This window comes from Microbacterium sp. SA156 (assembly GCF_049065455.1).
Lineage (GTDB): Bacteria > Actinomycetota > Actinomycetes > Actinomycetales > Microbacteriaceae > Microbacterium > Microbacterium barkeri.
In genome coordinates this window covers 150,111-168,300 of record NZ_JBAKGU010000001.1, presented here as the reverse complement: position 1 = coordinate 168,300, position 18,190 = coordinate 150,111, and the positions used below count along the sequence as shown (strand labels likewise).

The window sequence follows — 18,190 nt, the reverse complement described above, 5'->3', positions numbered from 1 at the left end:
CCCGGACGCAGAGGAGGGCCGCCGCCGGCAGTCGCCGGCGGCGGCCCTCCTCTTTCGGGATCAGCGACCGGCGCGGAACGCGAACTCCCACGTCGACTCGACCTCGGGAGCGAGGGCGAACCACGCGTCGGGCACCGCGACGATCTCGACGGAGCCCTTCGCGCGATGGAAGCCGGGCGCGACCTCGGCGCCGTCGACGTAGTACGCGACGCCGTGCGCATCGGGGATCTCGTAGCCGTCGCGGCCTCGGCCCGCCTCGTCGACGAAGATCGGCGCCGGCGCGACGACCTCGCTCGTGTAGACGGGCACGTCGCCCCAGTCGATGTCGGAGGCGAGGCGGTAGCCCGTGTAGCTCGGCTGGTTGTACGCCGTGTTCTGCCGCGCCACCTCCGCACGGTACTGAGGCTCGTGCATGAGCGTGGTGAGCTTGCGGTCCGTCACCTCGGTGGAGAGGTGGATCCGGATCTCGGAGCTGTCCGCCGAGCGCACGAGGAGCTCCTCGCGCCAGTCGCCGAAGATGTCGGCGACGAGGGCGGGGTTGCCCTTCGTGCCGTTGTTCGAGCGCGTCCCCTCGGCCTCGAGAAGCACCTCTCCCGAGCCGTCGACGATCCGCACGTCCTCGTCACCATAGCCCTCGACGATCTGCGTCGTCATGTCGGCCGCCCAGCGGATGGACTGGTTGGTGCCCAGCCCCTCGACCGGCGTGCCGGAACCGGGCGGCATCGACGCCCAGAACTCGAGCCCCGGCTGGTCGGGATCGACGTCGCCGACCATGCCGCGTCCCGTGTCGCGACCGGAGTACTCGCCCTCGAGCACCTCGCCGGTCGCGGCGTCGCGGAGCGCCCATCCGTAGGGCGCCCAGACGCCGCCCTCGTGCACCGTGAAGATCTCGAGGCCGCTGCGCTCGGGGAGGATGTCGGTCACGTGCATCGCGTCGCCGTGCCCGAGCCGCGCCGTCGTCCCTGGCGCGGCGCTTCCCTCGGGCATCTCGGCGAACGAGCTGTAGAGCAGCGACCCGTCATCGTCGATCGTCGCCGACCCGTACACGATCTCCTGCCTGCCGTCGCCGTCGACGTCGGCCACTGAGAGCGAGTGGAATCCCTGGGTCGTGAGCGTGCCGAACTCAGGGTCCGTGCCGTCGACGCCGTGCGGCGAGGCGTTGAACGGGTTGGCCATGGGCGCGTGCCCGCTGTCGACGTACCAGCGCTCCGAGAGGCTCTCGCCGTCCCAGTCGTAGGCGACGAGCGTGGAGCGCGTGTAGTAGCCGCGGGCGAAGATCGCGGAGGGGTGCGCGCCGTCGAGGTACGCGACACCCGCGAGGAAGCGGTCGTTGCGGTTGCCCGGCTCGATGCGCGCCATGGCATAGTCGCCCCAGAGCAGGCCGTCGTCGCCGCGGCCCGGCTTGTAGTCCACCGTCTCGAGCTCGGCGCCGGTCAGCCCGTCGAACACCGTGAGGTACTCGGGGCCCGTCAGCACGAAGCCCTCGAACTTCCGCAGCTGGTTCCGCGCGGACCGCGACGGCGCATAGACGTCGATGAAGTAGTCGACGAGCGCGGTCGCGTCGGCCTCCGAGAGGGGGTAGTCGTAGCGCGGTTCGATCCCGAAGGCCTCCTCGAGCGTCGCGGGCCACTGACCGGACACGACCTCGTCGCGCTCGCTCCATCCGCGGAACACCTCCACGAGGTGCGCCCGGTAGTCCGCCGCCGACATCCGGTAGTCGTCCGCGTCCGTCACGCCGGCGGCCGCGTCATCGGCCGGGATCGTGACGTAGGCCGTCCGCCCCTGCGCGGTCACGCTCGTGCCCGGCGCGGTCTTCATCATGATCTCGGAGCGGCCGTCGCCGTCGAAGTCGTAGACCATGAACTGCGTGTAGTGCGCACCCGAGCGGATGTTCACGCCGAGGTCGATGCGGTGCAGCAGGGTGCCATCGGCCTCGTAGGTGTCGATGTACGTGTTCCCCGTGTAGCCGACCTGCGAGACATCCTTGGCGTTCGACGGATACCACTTCACGACGTACTCGTAATCGCCGTCGCCGTCCATGTCCCCCACCGACATGTCGTTCGCCGAGTAGGTGTACGCCTCGCCCGCGGGCGTCACGCCGTCAGCCGGCTTCTGCAGCGGCAGCGTCGCGGAGGCGCCGTTCCACGGTGCGGTGCTGCCGCTCGCCTCGAGCTCGACACCGTTCACGATGGGCGCCACGCGGTACGCGGAGGACGCCGTGCCCTCGGGATCGAGGAGGTTCGTGCTGTCCGTCACCGTCGCGATCCGCTCGCCGTCGCGGTAGACGGCGAAGTCCGGTCCGGTCATCCCCGCCTCTCCTGCGCCCGAGGTCTCCTCGGCGAGGAGGCGCCAGCTGAGGAAGACGCCGTCGTCGGTGCGCGCGGCGACGAGGCCGCGGTCGAGCCGCTCGAGCTGCGGCACGGGCGGCTCTCGATCGTCGGCGTGCGCAGCGATGCCGGGCATCGCGGCGACCAGCGCTGCGGCCAGCGCGCCGACGCCGGCGCGCGCGGCCCAGCGGGCGGATGGTCGGGTCATGTCGGGCTCCTCATCGTCGTCGATGGATGTGAAACGTTTCAGATTTGAGAGAAAACGCTTTCCGCACATCAGACCGTAGCGGCGTGCGCGCCATCCGACAACCCCTCACCATCCGGGTGATGGGCACCCGGCGCGACGCACAGCCGACGCGGCTACGCTCGGAGGAGTCCCATCCGCCCCATCTGAGGAGCCGCCGTGCCCGAGACCCACGATGACGGCCGGGTCGCCGTCTACCTCGACTTCGACAACATCGTGATGTCGTGGTACGACCGGGTCCACGGGCGCAACTCCTACAGCCGAGACCGCGCACGGATCGCCGAGAACCCGCAGGATCCCGAGATCGCCGACCGGCTGTCCCGCGCGATGGTCGACGTGGGCGCGGTCATCGACTACTCGGCGTCGTACGGAACGCTCGTGCTCACACGCGCCTACGCCGACTGGTCGTCGCCCGTGAACGCCATCTACCGCCAACAGCTCGTCGCGCGCGCGGTCGACCTCGTGCAGCTCTTCCCCGCCGCCGCGTACGCGAAGAACGGCGCGGACATCCGCCTCGCGGTCGACGCCGTCGAGGACATGTTCCGCCTCCCCGACCTCACGCACGTCGTGATCGTCGCGGGCGACTCCGACTACGTGCCGCTCGCGCAGCGCTGCCGGCGCCTCGGCCGCTACGTCGTCGGCGTGGGCGTCGCGGGCTCCACCGCGAAGTCCCTCGCCGCGGCGTGCGACGAGTTCGAGCCCTACGACTCGCTCCCCGGCGTGCAGCTGCCCGCGAAGCCCGCCGCCAAGGCGAAGACCGATGACAGGGGCGAGAGCGCCGACAAGGCGGAGGGCGCGAAGGACGCGACGAAGGCCGCCGGGGCCGAGGCGAAGGACGACGCCGAGCCGAAGGCGAAGCCGCGCACGCGCCGGGCGTCGAAGTCCAAGCCCGCCGAGGAGCCGGAGACGTTCCTCGCCTTCGACGAGACGCCGCCGGAGGACCTGCACGCGGCCGCGTCGCGCCTGCTGGAGCGGGCGCTGCGCGTCGGCCAGGGCAAGGGCGATGACGCGGGATGGCTGCACAGCTCGGCCGTGAAGCAGCACATCCGCCGCATGGACCCCTCGTTCAGCGAGAAGGCCCTCGGATACCGCTCGTTCTCCGACTTCCTCAAGTCGCGCGAGGACCTCGCGGAGCTCGAGGAGACGGGCCACGAGCGCCTCGTGCGGCTCAAGGCGTGATCGCCGACCTCTCCCCGATCGTCTGGGCGGCGCTCGCGATCGGCGCGCTCGTCGTCGGCCTGTCCAAGACCGCCGTGCCGGGCGGCGCGACGCTCTCGGTCGCCCTGTTCGCCGCGGTCCTGCCCGCCAAGGAGTCGACCGGAGCCCTGCTCATCCTCCTCATCGTGGGCGACATGTTCGCGCTGCTGTCGTACCGGCGGCACGCGGACTGGAAGGTCATCGTCCGGATGGCGCCCGCGGTCGTGCTCGGTCTCGTCGCAGGCTGGGCGTTCCTCGCCCTCGCCGACGACGCCTGGGTGCGGCGCGTCATCGGCGTCCTCCTGCTGCTCGTCGTCGCCGTGACGCTGTGGCGCCGATGGCTCCAGGCCCGGTCTGTGGCCGAGCCGGGAGCGCGGTCGGGCGCGGTCGCCGCGGCGACCTACGGCGCGCTCGGCGGATTCACGACCATGGTGGCGAACGCGGCGGGCCCCGTGATGTCGATGTACTTCCTCGCGGCGAAGTTCCCCGTGAAGGCGTTCCTCGGCACATCCGCCTGGTTCTTCGCGATCGTGAACATCGCGAAGCTGCCGTTCTCCGTGGGGCTCGGCATCATCACGCCCGGCTCGCTCCTGCTCGACCTCGTCCTCGTGCCGGCCGTCATCGTCGGAGCTCTCGTCGGCCGCCGCGTCGCGTCGCGGATGGACCAGCGCGTGTTCGATCGGCTCGTCATCGCCCTGACGATCGCGGGCGCGGTGTACCTGCTCGTCTGAGGCCGCGGCCGAGAATCGAAGCGCTTCGCCGGTCTCCGGCTAGAATCCGACGAGGAGTTCGCCGGGGCCGCCGCCCCCGAGGAGAGGCCGATCCGCGATGAAGCTCGACCCCGAAGGCAGGGCCCTGAGCGGCCTCTCGACGTTCCTCACGTTCGTCGGGCTCAACGTCGCGTACCTCGTGGCCTGCCTTCCGGTCGTGACGATCGGCGCCGCGACCTCGGCTCTCTTCGAGGTCGCGATGCGGTACTCGGACGACGAGCAGGGCCGCCCTCTCGCGGACTTCTTCCCGGCGCTCGCACGCGACGCCGCCCGCGGCACGGTCGTGCTCCTCGTCTTCGGCGTCCCGGCCGCTGCGCTGGTCTTCAGCGGCGTGTTCTGGATGGCCCTCGGCAGCGTGCTCGGCTCGGTCGCGGGCATGCTCTCGTTCCTCGGCGCCGTGTGGCTCTTCGCGGCCTTCCTCTACGGCTGCGCGCTCGTGGCGCGCTATGCGCAGCCCCTGCGCCAGACCCTGCGCAGCGCGCTCCTCCTCCCGGCGGCGGAGCCGGCGCGCACCCTCCTCCTCCTCGCGCTCCCCGCGGGCTGCGCGAGCCTGGCCTTCGTGCTCCCGCCGTTCTGGATCATCCTGCTCACCATCGGGTTCTCGGTGGGCGCCTACGCAGCGGCCTTCGCGTTCCGCAGCGCCTTCGCACGGCACGACTGAGCACCCTCGCGCAGCGCCGGAGGGGCCGGTCCCGCGCCATGCGCGGGACCGGCCCCTCCGGTGCGAGACGGTCAGCCGAACTGCTCGGCCACCGCGACGCGCGCGTCGTTCTGCGCCTCGGCCTTCTCCATGTCGAAGGCGAGCACCTTGTCGTAGCCGAGCCCCTCGACCGTGGTCTGCAGGTCGTCGAGCAGGGCGTCGAACTCCGCGTCGTCGCGGGCGAAGACCATCTGCCATGAGTACTGCACGATCTGCGCCTTGATCTGGTTGCGGAGCGTCTCGATCTCCGACGTGTCGGGAGGCGACGTGTACCCGCCGCCGGGGGCGACGAGGATCTGGTCGTGCGTCTCGAGGAAGTCCATCGTGGAGGTCGCGCCGTCCATGTGCGCCGACCAGTCCTCGGTGAACGGGTTCGACTGGGTCTCCTGGAAGCTCGGCCAGAACGTGTAGCTGTACGGGAAGCCGGTGTCCGGGTCGACGTCGGCGGGCAGCACGACCGTGACGTTGAGCGCCGACACGCCGTCTCGGTAGGTGCCGCCGCCCCATTCCTCCGGAACAGCGGCCTCCCCGGTCAGGAGCGCCTCCATGCCGAACTCGGTGAGCTCGGGCTCGCCGTCCGCCCCGACCTCCCAGGTCAGGCCCTGCGGTCCGGCGGCGGCGCCCGTCTGGCTGCCGTTCACGTACGCGCCCTCTGTCGAGTAGAGCCAGTCGATGAAGGCCGCGATGCGCTCCGGATCCTCGGCGTCCGCGCCGATCGCGAGCACCTGCTTGCCGCCGTAGATCTCGGCGCCGTACGAGAAGATCTGCTGGTCCTGCATGTTCACCATGCCGAAGCCCTTGCCCTCGGCGGTGTTCTCCGGCGTGTTGAAGGCCGACTGGCCGAGCCACGGCCAGAACGAGAACAGCACCTGCCCGTTCTGGTACTTCGTGAACATCGTGTCGTAGTTCTGCGTGGTCGACTCGGGGTCGACCAGGCCGAGCTCGTTGGCCTCGTGGAAGAAGCGCAGCGAGCGCACGTACGCGGAGTCGTCGTCGATGATGCTCTGGTAGTCGGACCCGTCGGCCTTCGCCAGCGCGAAGCCCATCTCGTCGTACCCGTAGAACGTCGCCGGCTGCTTGGCGTTGTTCATGAAGTTGCCGTCCCAGTCCTTGAAGAGGGACAGCCCGTAGACGGGCTGTCCGTTCTCGGCGGTCGGGTGCGCGGCCTGCATGTCGGCGAGGATCGGGAGGAGGTCCTCGAGCGTGCCCACCTCGGGGTAGCCGAGCTCCGCGTAGTAGTCCCACCGGACGTAGGGGCCGAAGGTCGGCTCGAGCCCCTCCGACGACTCCGTCGGAGGGATCGAGGAGACGCTCGTCGGGAAGGCGTAGACGCCGTCCTTCCCCTCGTTGAGCTTGTCGACCGCGGCGTCGAACCGGGGCGCGTGCTCCATCCGGTCGTAGTACCCGCCCGCGTCGAGCACGAGCCCGCCCTCGATGAGCTCGTCGAGCTTCTCCCCCTTGTCCGTGATGATGAGGTCGCCGAGATCGCCCGCCGAGACGCGGGTGTTGTAGAGCGTGTCGCCTCCGCCCGCGACGTTGGGGGCGATGATGTTGAGCTCCATGTTGAACTTGTCCTTGACGATCTTCGCGAACCATCCGCTCTGCACGCCCATGTAGTTCGCGAGGCCGTCGAAGACGTCGATCGTGATCGTCTCCTCCCAGGCCTCGGGGAAGCTCCCGCTGCCCGAGTCCTGCGCATCGGACGGCTGCTCGCCCGTGATGAGGGAGCAGCCCGCGAGCGACGCGACCGCGAGGGATCCGACCGCGACTCCCGCGGCCAGTCTGGTGAGCTTCATTGCCTGTCCTTTCCTCTGAGCCCGGCCGTCAGCCCTTGACGGCGCCGAGCATGATGCCCTTGACGAAGAACCGCTGGAAGAGCGGGTAGATGAAGATGATCGGGAGCACGACGATCACCGAGATGGTCATGCGGATCGAGGTCGCCGTCTGCGTCGTCGCGGCACCCGCGATCGCGCTGAGGTCGCCGCCCGCGTTCTGCGCCGCCTGGGCGAGCGACGACGCCTGATTGAGGAACATGTACAGCTGGTATTGCAGCGTGTACAGGCTCTGGTCGGTGATGTAGATCAGGGTGTCCTGGAACATGTTCCACTGGGCGACGGCGGAGAAGATGGCGACGGTCGCGAGGATCGGGGTCATGTTCTGGAGGTAGACCCGGAAGAACACCTGCAGGATGTTCGCGCCGTCGACCTCCGCCGCCTCCTGCAGCGAGCGCGGCATCGACTCGACGTAGGTCTTGACGAGGATGATGTTGAACGGCTGGACGACGAACGGCAGGACGTAGACCCAGAAGTTGTTCGTGAGCCCCAGCGCCTTGACGATGATGAAGACCGGGATGAGTCCCGCGCTGAAGTACATCGTCACGACCGTGAACCGGTACCAGAAGCTGCGGCCCCACATCCGCTCCTGTGTGAACATGAAGCCGAGGAAGGCCGACGCGAGCACGGTCGCCGCCGTGCCGAGGACCGTGCGCGCGACGGTGACCGCCGCGGAGGTCGCGAGTCCCTTGAGCTGGAAGATCTCGGCGTAGTTCTCCAGGTGGAACCCGACGGGGAAGAGCCGCACATCGCCCAGAGCCGAGGCGTCGTTCGCACTGACCGAGTTGATGATGAGGTAGTAGAAGGGGTACGCGCAGAGGATCGCGAGCACCGTGAACATCGCGTAGTTCAGGATGTGGAACGCGAGGTCGCCGGCCGACCTGCTGCCGGTGCGGGGCGCGCGTCGATCGGGCGCGAGGCCGGGCGCGACGAGTGCGGATGTCTCGGTGACGGTCATGTTCGCTGCCTCAGATGATCGACGAGCCGCGCGTGCGCTTGGCGATGGCGTTGACGGTGAAGAGCAGGACCACGGAGATCAGGCTCTTGAGCATGCCGACGGCGGTCGCCATCGACAGGTTGTTGCCGGTCAGGCCGATGTTGTAGACGTACAGGTCGAGCACCTCGATGTGCTCCTTGTTGAAGGCGTTCTGGAACACGAAGTACTGCTCCATGCCGTTGTTGAGCAGGTTCGCGATCGAGAGCATGAGCAGGACGATGTAGGTCGGCATGAGCTGCGGCACCGTGATGTGCCACATCGTCTGGAAGCGGCCGGCGCCGTCGAGCTTGGCGGACTCGTAGAGGGAGGGGTCGATGCCCGCGATGGCCGCGAGGTAGATGATCGCGCCCCATCCGAGTCCCTTCCAGAGACTCCAGAGCGTCATCGTGATCCAGACGCCCTCGCCGCCCGAGTCGAGGAACTTCATGGGCGCCGTAATGAGGCCGGAGTCGACGAGGACGTCGTTCACGAGCCCCGTGCTCGAGAACAGGGAGAACGCGATCATGTACACGAGCACCCACGAGATGAAGTTCGGCATGGTCGTGAGCGTCTGCACGGAGTTGCGGAACCACGGCGCCTTGATCTCGTTGAGGAAGATCGCGAACGCGACGGGGAGGACCGAGGTCGCGATCCCGAGGAAGCTCATCGCGAGCGTGTTGGTGAGCACCTGCCCGATCTGCGCGATCTGCGCGGGCGAGTTGAACATGAGCTCGAACCACTGCAGGCCGACGAACTCGCTCCCGGCGAGCCCGAGCGCCGGCCGGTAGTCGTACAGGGAGTAGATCCACCCGTACAGCGGGAAGTACGAGAACAGGAAGATCAGCACCATGAACGGCACGATGCACAGGAACATCCCGAACGACGTGCGCCGACCGCGCCGCCGCGCCCGCGACCGCCCGCGCGGCGCGCCGGCACCTGCGGCGAGAGACGCGGTCTCCGGAGCCGCGCTTCCGACCTCCGTGAGCACGCTCATCGCGCGCCTCCTCTGCATCGGCTCATCTCACTCCTTCGTGTGACCCGCGACGTGCCCTCTTCCGAGGATCAGTCGAATCGCTTCGATAAAGCTACGCAGAGACGTCGCGGGCGTCAAGGGGAAATGTGGCGAGCGCACACGATAGGCGCGATCAAGCCCGGAATCACGCGGGATTCACGGCGCGAGGCGACATCGCAGCCCTGGCTCGATCGACCGTCGGTTGTCGAAGCGCTCCGCGAAGCCCGTCCGTGGCAGGTCGCGGCGGGCTGCGGAGCGCGGTCAGGCGCTCGCGATGAGATCCACCATCCGGTCCTCGAAGCCCGGCTCGACCTCGAGCACGACCCGATGGCGCGCGCCGTCGACCTCGGGCCATCCGCGCCACATGCCGCGCAGATCGGCCACCGTGCGACCGCGGCTCGGACCGTGCGTCGTGTCGACCTCGACGTGCACGACGGGTGCGACGACGGTCGACACGAGCCCGCACCCGACCGCGACCGCGAGCGCGTCGTGGTTCGCCGAGGTGCGCTCGCCGGTCACCTGCGCGTAGTACCCGAAGTAGTGGTCGAGGATGTCTGCCGCATAGCGCCCAGCGCGGCCGCCCGCGGCAAGGCGCGCGCGATGCTCCTCGGTGAGGAGCGTGCGCATCGTGACGTCGAGGCCCACCATCGTGACGGGCCACGCGGCGTCGAATACGCGCTGGGCCGCCTCGGGATCGTGCCAGATGTTCGCCTCGGCCCCCGGGGTGACGTTGCCGGGGACGAACGACGCGCCGCCCATGATCGTCACGGCGCGCACGCGGGACGGAAGATCGGGATCCGCGTCCAGGGCGAGCGCGAGGTTCGTGAGCGGCCCGACCGCGACGATCTCGAGCTCGTGCGCGTGCTCGCGGCTGAGCCGCAGCAGCAGATCGACCGCGCTCTCGCGCGCGAGGACCGGCGCGAAATCGAGGTCCGCCCTGCCGCCCTGCCCATCGGCACCGTGGACCGTCGTCGAGAACTCCGGCGCCGTGCCGTCATACGGACCGGCGGCCCCCGCGGCAACCGGGACGTCGGAGCGCCCCGCGATGTCGAGCACGTACGCGGTGTTCCGCGCGGCCTGCGCGACATCGATGTTGCCCCAGGTCGCCGTGCACGCGAGCAGCTCGATCTCGGGCGCCCGGCACGCCGTGAGGATGGCCAGGGCGTCGTCGATGCCGGTGTCGACGTCGAGCACGATCTTGGTCGTCACCGCTCGAGCCTACCCGGCGCGTCCGCCCTGCCTCGCGCGCGCGGCTGCCGCCAGCAGGCCGAGCGCGTCGACCGTGGTCTCCCAGGACAGGCATGCGTCCGTGACGCTCTGACCGTAGACGAGCCCGGCGGGTCCGCGGGCGACATCCAGCGGCTGCGCGCCCGCGACGAGATTGCTCTCGAGCATGACACCCGCGATCGCGCCGCCCGCGGCGACCTGCTCGGCGATCTCGCCGGCCACCGCGAACTGCCGCACGTGGTCCTTCCCGCTGTTCCCGTGGCTCGCGTCGACGACGAGACGCGGCGCGAGGCCGGCAGCTGCGAGGCGCGAGGCCGCGGCCTGCACGTGCTCGGGGCCGTGGTTCGGGCCGTCCGCCCCTCCGCGCAGGATCACCGAGGTGTCGGGGTTGCCGGTCGTCGCGACGAGACTCGCGCGGCCGTCCGCGCCGATTCCGAGGAACGCCTGCGGCGCGGCCGCCGCCCGGGCCGCGTCGATCGCAACCTGGATGCCGCCGTCCATCCCGTTCTTGAACCCGATCGGCATGGACAGGCCGGAGGCGAGCTGTCGGTGGATCTGACTCTCGGTCGTGCGCGCGCCGATCGCTCCCCACGTCACGAGGTCGGCGATGTACTGCGGGCTGATCGGCTCGAGGAACTCGGTCGCGCAGGGCAGACCGAGCGCCGTGACGTCGCGGAGGAAGCGTCGGGCGAGACGCAGTCCGGTCGCGATGTCATGGCTTCCGTCGAGGTGCGGATCGTTGATGAGGCCCTTCCAGCCGACCGTCGTGCGGGGCTTCTCGAAGTAGGTCCGCATGACGACGAGGAGATCCTCGTCGTGGCGCCGGGCCTCCTCCGCGAGCCGTGCGGCGTAGTCGAGCCCCGCGGCCGGGTCGTGGATCGAGCACGGGCCCACGACGACGAGCAGGCGGGGATCGTCTCCGGTCATCACCGAGCGGACGGCCTCGCGCGCGGCGCCGACGAAGGGGGCGCTGTCGGCGCCGGGCAGCTCTGCGGCGATCTCAGCGGGGCTCGGGAGGGTCGTGAACGAGGCGACGTGGATGTCGGATGCGGCCTCGATGGTGTCCATGGCAGGTCCTGTCCCTGGTCGGGGCGGACCCTCTTGCGCAGAGCCCGCCGATACGGCGAAGGGCAGAGCGATCGCTCTGCCCTGTCGGCTCTGGAGGTGTCGGCACGCTACATCCGCGACGGCCCCTCCGGAGCCGACTCGTCATACGCATACCAACGGGTTGTCATGCCGCCACTCTAGTGCACGGAGGGCGGGCGGGTCGCCCCGTCCGCCCTCCGATCTCTCACGCGGCTGCCGGAGCCATCCGCTCCGCACGGACGACGAGACCGTCGTCGATCGCATCGACCGTGACCGAGCCGCCGTCCGCGAGCTCCCCCGTCACGAGCAGATCCGCGATGCGGTCGTCCACCTCGCGCTGGATGAGACGGCGCAGCGGTCGAGCGCCGAACTCGGGCTCGTAGCCGTTGCGGGCGAGCCACGCCACCGCGGCATCGGTCGCCTCGAGGGCGATATCGCGCGCGCCCAGCCGCGCGCGGGTCGCCCCCAGCAGCAGGTGCACGATCTGCGCGAGCTGCTGCTCGTCGAGCTTGCGGAAGAGCACGATCTCGTCGATGCGGTTGAGGAACTCGGGGCGCATCGACTCGCGCAGCCGCCCCATCACGCGGTCGCGCAGATCCTTCTCGTCGAACTCGCGCCCCGCGGCCGAGAAGCCGATCGCGCCCGAGCGCGAGGTCAGGAACTCCGAGCCGAGGTTCGAGGTCATCACGACGACCGTGTTGCGGAAGTCGACGGTGCGCCCCTGCCCGTCGGTGAGCCGCCCGTCGTCGAGCACCTGCAGGAGCAGGTTGAACACGTCGGGGTGCGCCTTCTCGATCTCGTCGAAGAGCACGATCGAGTACGGGTTGCGCCGCACGCGCTCCGTGAGCTGACCGGCCTCGTCGTATCCGACGTATCCCGGAGGGGCCCCGACGAGGCGCGAGACGGTGTGCCGCTCGCCGAACTCGCTCATGTCGAAGCGCACCACGGCGCTCTCGTCGTCGAACAGGCTCGCCGCGAGCGCCTTCGCCAGCTCGGTCTTCCCGACGCCGGTCGGCCCGAGGAAGAGGAACGACCCGACCGGGCGGCGGGCGTCGCCCATGCCCGTGCGACTGCGGCGGACGGCCTTGGCGACCGCCGTCACCGCATCGTCCTGGCCGATCACGCGGGCGTGCAGCTCCTCCTCGAGACCGGCGAGACGCTCGCGCTCGCTCTCGGTGAGGCGGTTCACGGGGATCCCGGTGGCGCGGCTGATGACGGCCGCGATCTCGGGCTCGTCGACGATCGCGCGCCCGGCTCCGTCGGCCGAGGTGGCGTCGGCGAGGCGCGCCTGCACGGTCGCGATCTCGTCGCGGATGCGGGAGGCCTCCTCGTAGTGCTCGGCCGACACCGCGGCGTTCTTCTCCGCCTCGAGCTCGGCGAGACGCGCGACGAGCTCCTGCGTGTCGACGGGAGCGCCCAGACGCAGCCGCACCCGGGCGCCGGCCTGGTCGATGAGGTCGATCGCCTTGTCCGGCAGCACGCGGTCGGACAGATAGCGGTCGCTCAGCTCGACGGCCGCCCGCAGCGCGTCGTCGGTGTAGGTGACACGGTGGTGCTCCTCGTACGCCGGGCGGAGCCCCTCGAGGATCGCGATCGCGTCCGCGGGCGACGGCTCGCCGACCCGCACGGGCTGGAAGCGGCGCTCGAGCGCGGCGTCCTTCTCGATCTTGCGGTACTCGGAGAGCGTCGTCGCGCCGACGAGGTGCAGGTCTCCGCGAGCGAGACGCGGCTTGAGGATGTTGCCCGCGTCCATGGCTCCCTCTCCCCCGCCGCCGGCGCCCACGAGAGTGTGGATCTCGTCGATGAAGAGGATGAGCTCGCCCTTCTGCGCGGCGACCTCCTCCATCGTCTTCGTCAGGCGCTCCTCGAAGTCGCCGCGGTAGCGCGTGCCCGCGAGCATCGCGGGGAGGTCGAGTGCGACGACCCGGCGGTTCCGCAGCTGCTCCGGAACGGCTCCCGCGACGATGGCGGTCGCGAGGCCCTCGACGACGGCGGTCTTGCCGACGCCGGCCTCGCCCACGAGCACGGGGTTGTTCTTCGTTCGGCGCGAGAGGATCTCGATCGTCTGCTCGATCTCGTCGGCGCGGCCGATGACCGGGTCGAGCTCGCCGTCCCGCGCGAGCGCCGTGAGGTCGGTGCCGTACTTCTCGAGCATCGATCCGCCCGCGGTCCGCCCTGCGCCCTGCTCGGGCGCGGCCTGCGGGTCCACGCTCTCGCGCGCGCCCTGGGTGAGGGCCTCCGCGGTCACGCCCGAGCGTGCGAGGATCTGCCCGGCGGGCGTGTCCTGTGCGAGCACGAGGGCGAAGAAGAGGTGCTCGGGGTCCACATAGGTCGAGCCAGACGAGCGCGCCACCTGGAACGCGTGGAACAGCGCCCGCTGCACGGCCGCCGTCACCGCGGCGGCGTCGACGTGGGCCGAGGCACCCTCGCGCGGAAGCCGCTCCTCGGCCTCCCGTGCGATCGCCTCGGGGTCTCCGCCGACGCGCGAGATCGCGTCGGCGACGGTCGCGTCGCCGGCGAGCACGTGGAGGACGTGCAGCGCGTCGAGCTCGAGCTGCCCGCGACCGAGGGCGTAGCGCCCCGCCCGCTGCAGGAGCTCCTGCGTGCGCGAGCTGAGGAAGCGGCTGAGATCGATCGAGCGGCTCGCGCGAGCACGCTCGCCCTGCAGATAGCGCGCGAGGAACTCGTCGAACGAGCTCGGCCCATCCTGGGGGAAGTTGTTCTCGGGCATGTCCCGGCATCTCCTTGAAAGTTGCGTCGTTCCCTATCAAGTATGGAACTTGAGTCGGAGTCTATCAAGATCAACGCGATCCCGTGCGCGCTATTCCCGCCCGCGAGAATCTGTCGAGCGACTTGCACTATCGAACGACTATCGATAGATTTCCGCTGTGATTCAACGAGCGGAGCGACCGTGAGCAGAGCGACGATCCTCATCCTGCGCGTCGTCATCGCCCTCGCCCTTGCGGGGTCGGTCGTCGTGCAGGCGTTCCTCCTCCCGCTGATCTGGGTCGACCTCGAGGGCGTGGAGACGGCGTCGCGGGTCGCCTTCGTCGTCATCCTCGGGCTCGGCGTCGCGACGATGCAGGTCTTCGGGGTGTGCGTGTGGCAGCTCCTCACCAGGGTCCGGCGCGGCTCGATCTTCTCGGAGTCGTCCTTCCGCTACGTCGACGTCATCATCGGAGCGATCGCGGCGGCCGCCCTGCTCGCCTTCGCGCTCGCGATCCTCCTCGCCCCGGGCAGCGCGGCCCCGGGTCTCGTCGGCCTCGTCTGCGGTGCGTCGCTCGTCCTCGGGGGGATGGCGCTGCTCGTCGTCGTCATGAAGGCGCTGCTGCGGCAGGCGATCGCGCGCGAGCACGAGGCGCAGGCCCTGCGGGACGAGCTCGGCGAGGTGATCTGAGTGCCGATCATCGTGGACATCGACGTCATGCTCGCCCGCCGGAAGATGTCAGTCGGCGCGCTCGCCGAGCGGATCGGCATCACCCCCACCAACCTCGCCGTGCTCAAGAACGGACGCGCCAAGGCCGTCCGCTTCGCCACGCTCGACGCGCTGTGCGAGGCGCTCGAGTGCCAGCCGGGCGATCTGCTCCGCTGGGAGCCCGAGGAGTGAGCCCGCGGCGCACGGCGTTTGCTTTCATGGACGCATGAGCGAGTTCTGGGCGGGCGTGCGCACGCTGCTGGAGGGGTTCGGCTGGTGGCGGCGAGATCCGCGCGTGATGGCGGCCGCGCTCATCCCCGCCGCGATCGTCGGCGCGGCGATGGCAGCCGCGCTCATCACCCTCGGAGCGCTCCTTCCCGCGATCGCCGAGGGCCTCACCCCCTGGGCGGAGGACTGGGCCGCGATCTGGACCATCCTCGTGCGCGTGCTCATCGGCGCCGCCGTGCTCGCGGGCGGACTCGTGGTGGCGGTGACGACGTTCACCGCCCTCACCCTGCTCGTGGGCGAGCCCTTCTACGACCGGGTCTGGCGCTCGGTCGAGGCCGCGCGCACGGGGTCCGTTCCCGAGAGCGCGTACGGCTTCTGGCGATCGGTCGCAGACAGCGCGTCGCTCATCGCCCGCGGGCTCGCGATCGCCGTCGCGAGCGTCGCGCTCGGGTTCGTCCCCGTGGTCGGCGCACCGCTCGCCGCCGTCGTCGGAGCCGCGCTCTCCGGCTGGGTGCTCTCCGACGAGCTCACGGCGCGTGCGCTGTCTGCGCGAGGCATCGGGACGCAGGAGCGACGGGCCCTGCGGCGCGGCTCCCGCGCACGGGTCGCGGGATTCGGGATGGCGACGCACGTGTGCCTGCTCGTGCCCCTGGGCGCGATCGTCGCGATGCCGGCCGCCGTCGCCGGCAGCACGCTCCTCGCGCACACGCTCCTCGAGCGGCGCTCCGCTCAGTCGTCGAGCGCGCGGGGCTGAGCCCGCCCGGCATCGCGGGCGGCGAAGAGCAGCACGGCGAGCACGATCGCGGCCGGGACCGCGAGGCCGACGGCGACGGCGACATGCGCGTACTCCCCCGTCGCGGCGCCGATCGCGACCGCGATGATGAGCAGCTGCACGACGATCGCGCCGGATCGTCCCCAGGACAGGCCCCGTGCGATGCCGCGCGCGAAGGCGCCCACGGCGAGGGCGCCGACGAGCGTGAGCAGGAGGAGGGCGATCGCGCTGGGCATCGAGGCGACATCCGCCGAGCCGAGGGCGAGCACCTGCCAGCCGGCGAGGGCGAGCACGCCCACCGCCTCGAGTCCGACGAGCACGGCAGCCGTCCGTGCGGTCGCGCTGGTGGCCATGGCTCTCCTCGCTCCCCGTGCCTCACACCGCGCGCACGATCAGGGAACGGACAGAAAAAACCCTTGCCCGAGAACCTCGCGTGTATGACAATTGTTAACGGTGTGTTTCCCACAGCGTGGTGGGGCGGAACCTGCACAGGTCCGTCGCACATCCAGCGTAATCCACCCGTTTTGCCACGCTGTGCTTTCCCTGAGAAACCCCACCCCGCAAGGAGCATTCCTATGGACTGGCGCGACAAGGCCGCCTGCCTCACCGTCGACCCCGAGCTGTTCTTCCCCGTCGGGAACACCGGCCCCGCGATCGACCAGATCGAGAAGGCGAAGTCCGTCTGCGCTCGCTGCACGGTCACCGAGATCTGCCTGCAGTACGCCCTCGAGACCGGCCAGGACTCGGGCGTCTGGGGCGGGCTCAGCGAGGACGAGCGCCGCGCGCTCAAGCGCCGCGCCGCTCGTGCCCGTCGCGCCAGCTGACCTGAGGCACCGTCGCGCCAGCTGACGGCAAGCGCCGTCGTCTGAAGAAGCCCCGCCTCGGCGGGGCTTCTTCATGTCCGGGTCAGCTGCGGATCCACCTCAGGGGAACCGCGATCGTGACCTCGGTCCCGCCGTGGAAAGCTGTGTCCGGCGCGTCGATCGTCGACCAGTCGATCGTCCCGGAGAGCTCTCCCTGGATGAGCGTGCGGACGATCTGCGTGCCGAGGCCGCGGCCGACCTGGCCATCGGGCAGACCGCTGCCGGTGTCGCGCACGCGCACCTCGAGGCGGGTGTCGTCGCGGTCGGCGACGATCTCGACCTCGCCCTCGCGCCCCGCGAGGCCGTGCTCCACGGCGTTCGTGACGACCTCGGTGAGCGCGAGCGCGAGCGGCGTCGCGTACTCGCTGGGGAGCGTTCCGAATCGGCCCTTCGTGCGCGTGTGCGCGACCGTGTTCTGCGCGGCCGCCACCTCCGCGACGAGGCGCAGCACGCGCGCGAACACCTCGTCGAAGTCGACGTTCTGCGCGAGCCCCTCCGACAGCGTGTCGTGCACGACCGCGATCGCGGCGACCCGCTGCATGGCCTGAAGCAGCGACTCGCGCGCCTCCTCCGAGGTCGTGCGCCGTGCCTGGATCCGCAGCAGCGAGGCGACCGTCTGCAGGTTGTTCTTGACGCGGTGGTGGATCTCGCGGATCGTCGCGTCCTTCGTGATGAGCTCCTGCTCCTGGCTGCGCAGCTCGCTCACGTCGCGGCACAGGACGATCGCGCCCGTGCGGTGGCCGTGGTCCTTGAGCGGGATCGCGCGCAGCGACACGGTCACGCCGCGCGCCTCGATGTCGCTGCGCCATGGCGCACGGCCAGAGACGAGGATCGGCAGGCGCTCGTCGGTGTCATGAGACGCCGGCAGGATCTGGCTCGTCACGTCGGCGAGGTTCTCGCCCTCGAGCTCCTCCGCGAAGCCGATGCGGTTGAACGCCGACAGGGCGTTCGGGCTCGCGAACGTGACGATGCCGTCGACGTCGAGGCGGATGAGCCCGTCGGCGGCGCGCGGAGCGCCCCTGCGCGGCCCGGTCGGCGCCGAGAGGTCGGGGAAGTCGCCGGTCGCGATCATCCGGAAGAGATCGTCGGCGCAGTCGTTGAAGGTGATCTGCTGGCGCGACGGCGTGCGCACGTCGCCGAGGTTGGTGTGGCGCGTGAGCACGCCGATCGCGCGGAGGCCGTCGTCCTCCCGGATCGCGATCGGCACGGCGCGCACGCGTGTGGGCGTCTCCTCGAACCACTCGGGCGAGGACGAGTCGACGATCTGCGCGGTCTGGAACGCCTCGCGGACCTGCGCCTGCCACTGCGGCCGGACGCGTCCTCCGACGATGTCGCGATAGAAGAGCGTCGCGGCGCCACCCGGGCGCGTGTGCGCGACCGCGATGTAGGAGTCGTCCGACGTGGGCACCCAGAAGACGATGTCCGCCGAGGCCAGATCGGCGAGCAGCTGCCCGTCGCCGGCGAGACGGTGCAGCCATTCGATATCCGATTCGCTCGAACGGCCCTGGGCGGAGACGAGATCGCTGAGGGTCGACACGCGT

16 protein-coding genes are annotated in these 18,190 nt (G+C 70.3%); 7 read left to right on the top strand and 9 right to left on the bottom strand.

Features of this window, described 5'->3' with window-relative positions:
• Positions 1–60 precede the first annotated feature (60 nt).
• The gene (locus tag ACOWU6_RS00710; RefSeq protein ID WP_421074369.1) at positions 61–2,535 is read right to left on the bottom strand and encodes a rhamnogalacturonan lyase; all 2,475 of its coding nucleotides are present in this window, start codon (positions 2,533–2,535) and stop codon (positions 61–63) included.
• 195 nt (positions 2,536–2,730) lie between these two features.
• Here ACOWU6_RS00710 and ACOWU6_RS00705 point away from each other — a divergent pair, with 195 nt between their 5' ends.
• The 3 genes from ACOWU6_RS00705 (at position 2,731) to ACOWU6_RS00695 (ending at position 5,199) form a co-directional block, all read left to right on the top strand.
• Positions 2,731–3,750, top strand: coding sequence for an NYN domain-containing protein (locus tag ACOWU6_RS00705; protein ID WP_271172775.1), 1,020 nt, complete (start codon positions 2,731–2,733; stop codon positions 3,748–3,750).
• The gene (locus ACOWU6_RS00700; protein WP_421074544.1) at positions 3,750–4,499 is read left to right on the top strand and encodes a sulfite exporter TauE/SafE family protein; all 750 of its coding nucleotides are present in this window, start codon (positions 3,750–3,752) and stop codon (positions 4,497–4,499) included. The genes ACOWU6_RS00705 and ACOWU6_RS00700 overlap by 1 nt, the downstream gene beginning before the upstream one ends.
• Before the next feature lie 97 nt (positions 4,500–4,596).
• Positions 4,597–5,199 carry a DUF624 domain-containing protein gene (locus tag ACOWU6_RS00695; RefSeq protein ID WP_421074368.1) on the top strand — a complete coding sequence of 201 codons (603 nt, stop codon included), beginning with the start codon at positions 4,597–4,599 and terminating at the stop codon, positions 5,197–5,199.
• Positions 5,200–5,270: 71 nt separating this feature from the next.
• On the opposite strand, the gene ACOWU6_RS00690 is transcribed toward ACOWU6_RS00695, so the two are convergent.
• The 6 genes from ACOWU6_RS00690 to ACOWU6_RS00665 all read right to left on the bottom strand — a co-directional run bounded on the left by ACOWU6_RS00690 (position 5,271) and on the right by ACOWU6_RS00665 (position 14,102).
• A complete protein-coding gene (locus ACOWU6_RS00690) occupies positions 5,271–7,034 on the bottom strand; it encodes an ABC transporter substrate-binding protein (RefSeq protein WP_282978631.1) in 1,764 nt (587 codons plus the stop codon).
• Positions 7,035–7,062: 28 nt separating this feature from the next.
• On the bottom strand, positions 7,063–8,028 hold the full coding sequence (locus tag ACOWU6_RS00685; protein ID WP_271172779.1) for a carbohydrate ABC transporter permease: 966 nt from the start codon (positions 8,026–8,028) through the stop codon (positions 7,063–7,065).
• 10 nt (positions 8,029–8,038) lie between these two features.
• Positions 8,039–9,040: an ABC transporter permease gene (locus ACOWU6_RS00680; protein WP_271172780.1), complete on the bottom strand. Its 1,002-nt coding sequence runs from the start codon at positions 9,038–9,040 to the stop codon at positions 8,039–8,041.
• Between the two features lie 279 nt (positions 9,041–9,319).
• The gene (locus ACOWU6_RS00675) at positions 9,320–10,267 is read right to left on the bottom strand and encodes a nucleoside hydrolase (protein WP_271172781.1); all 948 of its coding nucleotides are present in this window, start codon (positions 10,265–10,267) and stop codon (positions 9,320–9,322) included.
• Positions 10,268–10,276: 9 nt separating this feature from the next.
• Entirely contained in the window at positions 10,277–11,353 is a 1,077-nt protein-coding gene (locus ACOWU6_RS00670; protein ID WP_421074367.1) for a 3-deoxy-7-phosphoheptulonate synthase, read from the bottom strand.
• 223 nt (positions 11,354–11,576) lie between these two features.
• Positions 11,577–14,102 carry an ATP-dependent Clp protease ATP-binding subunit gene (locus ACOWU6_RS00665; protein WP_421074366.1) on the bottom strand — a complete coding sequence of 842 codons (2,526 nt, stop codon included), beginning with the start codon at positions 14,100–14,102 and terminating at the stop codon, positions 11,577–11,579.
• 180 nt (positions 14,103–14,282) lie between these two features.
• Between ACOWU6_RS00665 and ACOWU6_RS00660 the strand changes: the two genes are divergently transcribed.
• Genes ACOWU6_RS00660 through ACOWU6_RS00650 form a run of 3 tightly spaced genes read left to right on the top strand, consistent with a single transcriptional unit; the run spans position 14,283 to position 15,768 of the window.
• Positions 14,283–14,768, top strand: a complete 486-nt coding sequence (locus ACOWU6_RS00660; RefSeq protein WP_324014303.1) for a DUF2975 domain-containing protein — start codon at positions 14,283–14,285, stop codon at positions 14,766–14,768.
• Entirely contained in the window at positions 14,769–14,978 is a 210-nt protein-coding gene (locus ACOWU6_RS00655) for a helix-turn-helix domain-containing protein (protein ID WP_271172785.1), read from the top strand.
• 34 nt (positions 14,979–15,012) lie between these two features.
• On the top strand, positions 15,013–15,768 hold the full coding sequence (locus tag ACOWU6_RS00650) for an EI24 domain-containing protein (protein ID WP_282978637.1): 756 nt from the start codon (positions 15,013–15,015) through the stop codon (positions 15,766–15,768).
• On the opposite strand, the gene ACOWU6_RS00645 is transcribed toward ACOWU6_RS00650, so the two are convergent.
• Positions 15,744–16,139 carry a histidine kinase gene (locus ACOWU6_RS00645; protein ID WP_271172787.1) on the bottom strand — a complete coding sequence of 132 codons (396 nt, stop codon included), beginning with the start codon at positions 16,137–16,139 and terminating at the stop codon, positions 15,744–15,746. The genes ACOWU6_RS00650 and ACOWU6_RS00645 overlap by 25 nt on opposite strands.
• Positions 16,140–16,361: 222 nt before the next feature.
• Between ACOWU6_RS00645 and ACOWU6_RS00640 the strand changes: the two genes are divergently transcribed.
• Positions 16,362–16,610 carry a WhiB family transcriptional regulator gene (locus ACOWU6_RS00640; protein ID WP_271172788.1) on the top strand — a complete coding sequence of 83 codons (249 nt, stop codon included), beginning with the start codon at positions 16,362–16,364 and terminating at the stop codon, positions 16,608–16,610.
• Between the two features lie 82 nt (positions 16,611–16,692).
• Here ACOWU6_RS00640 and ACOWU6_RS00635 read toward each other — a convergent pair whose 3' ends face one another.
• Entirely contained in the window at positions 16,693–18,186 is a 1,494-nt protein-coding gene (locus tag ACOWU6_RS00635) for a sensor histidine kinase (protein WP_271172789.1), read from the bottom strand.
• Between the last annotated feature and the right edge of the window lie 4 nt (positions 18,187–18,190).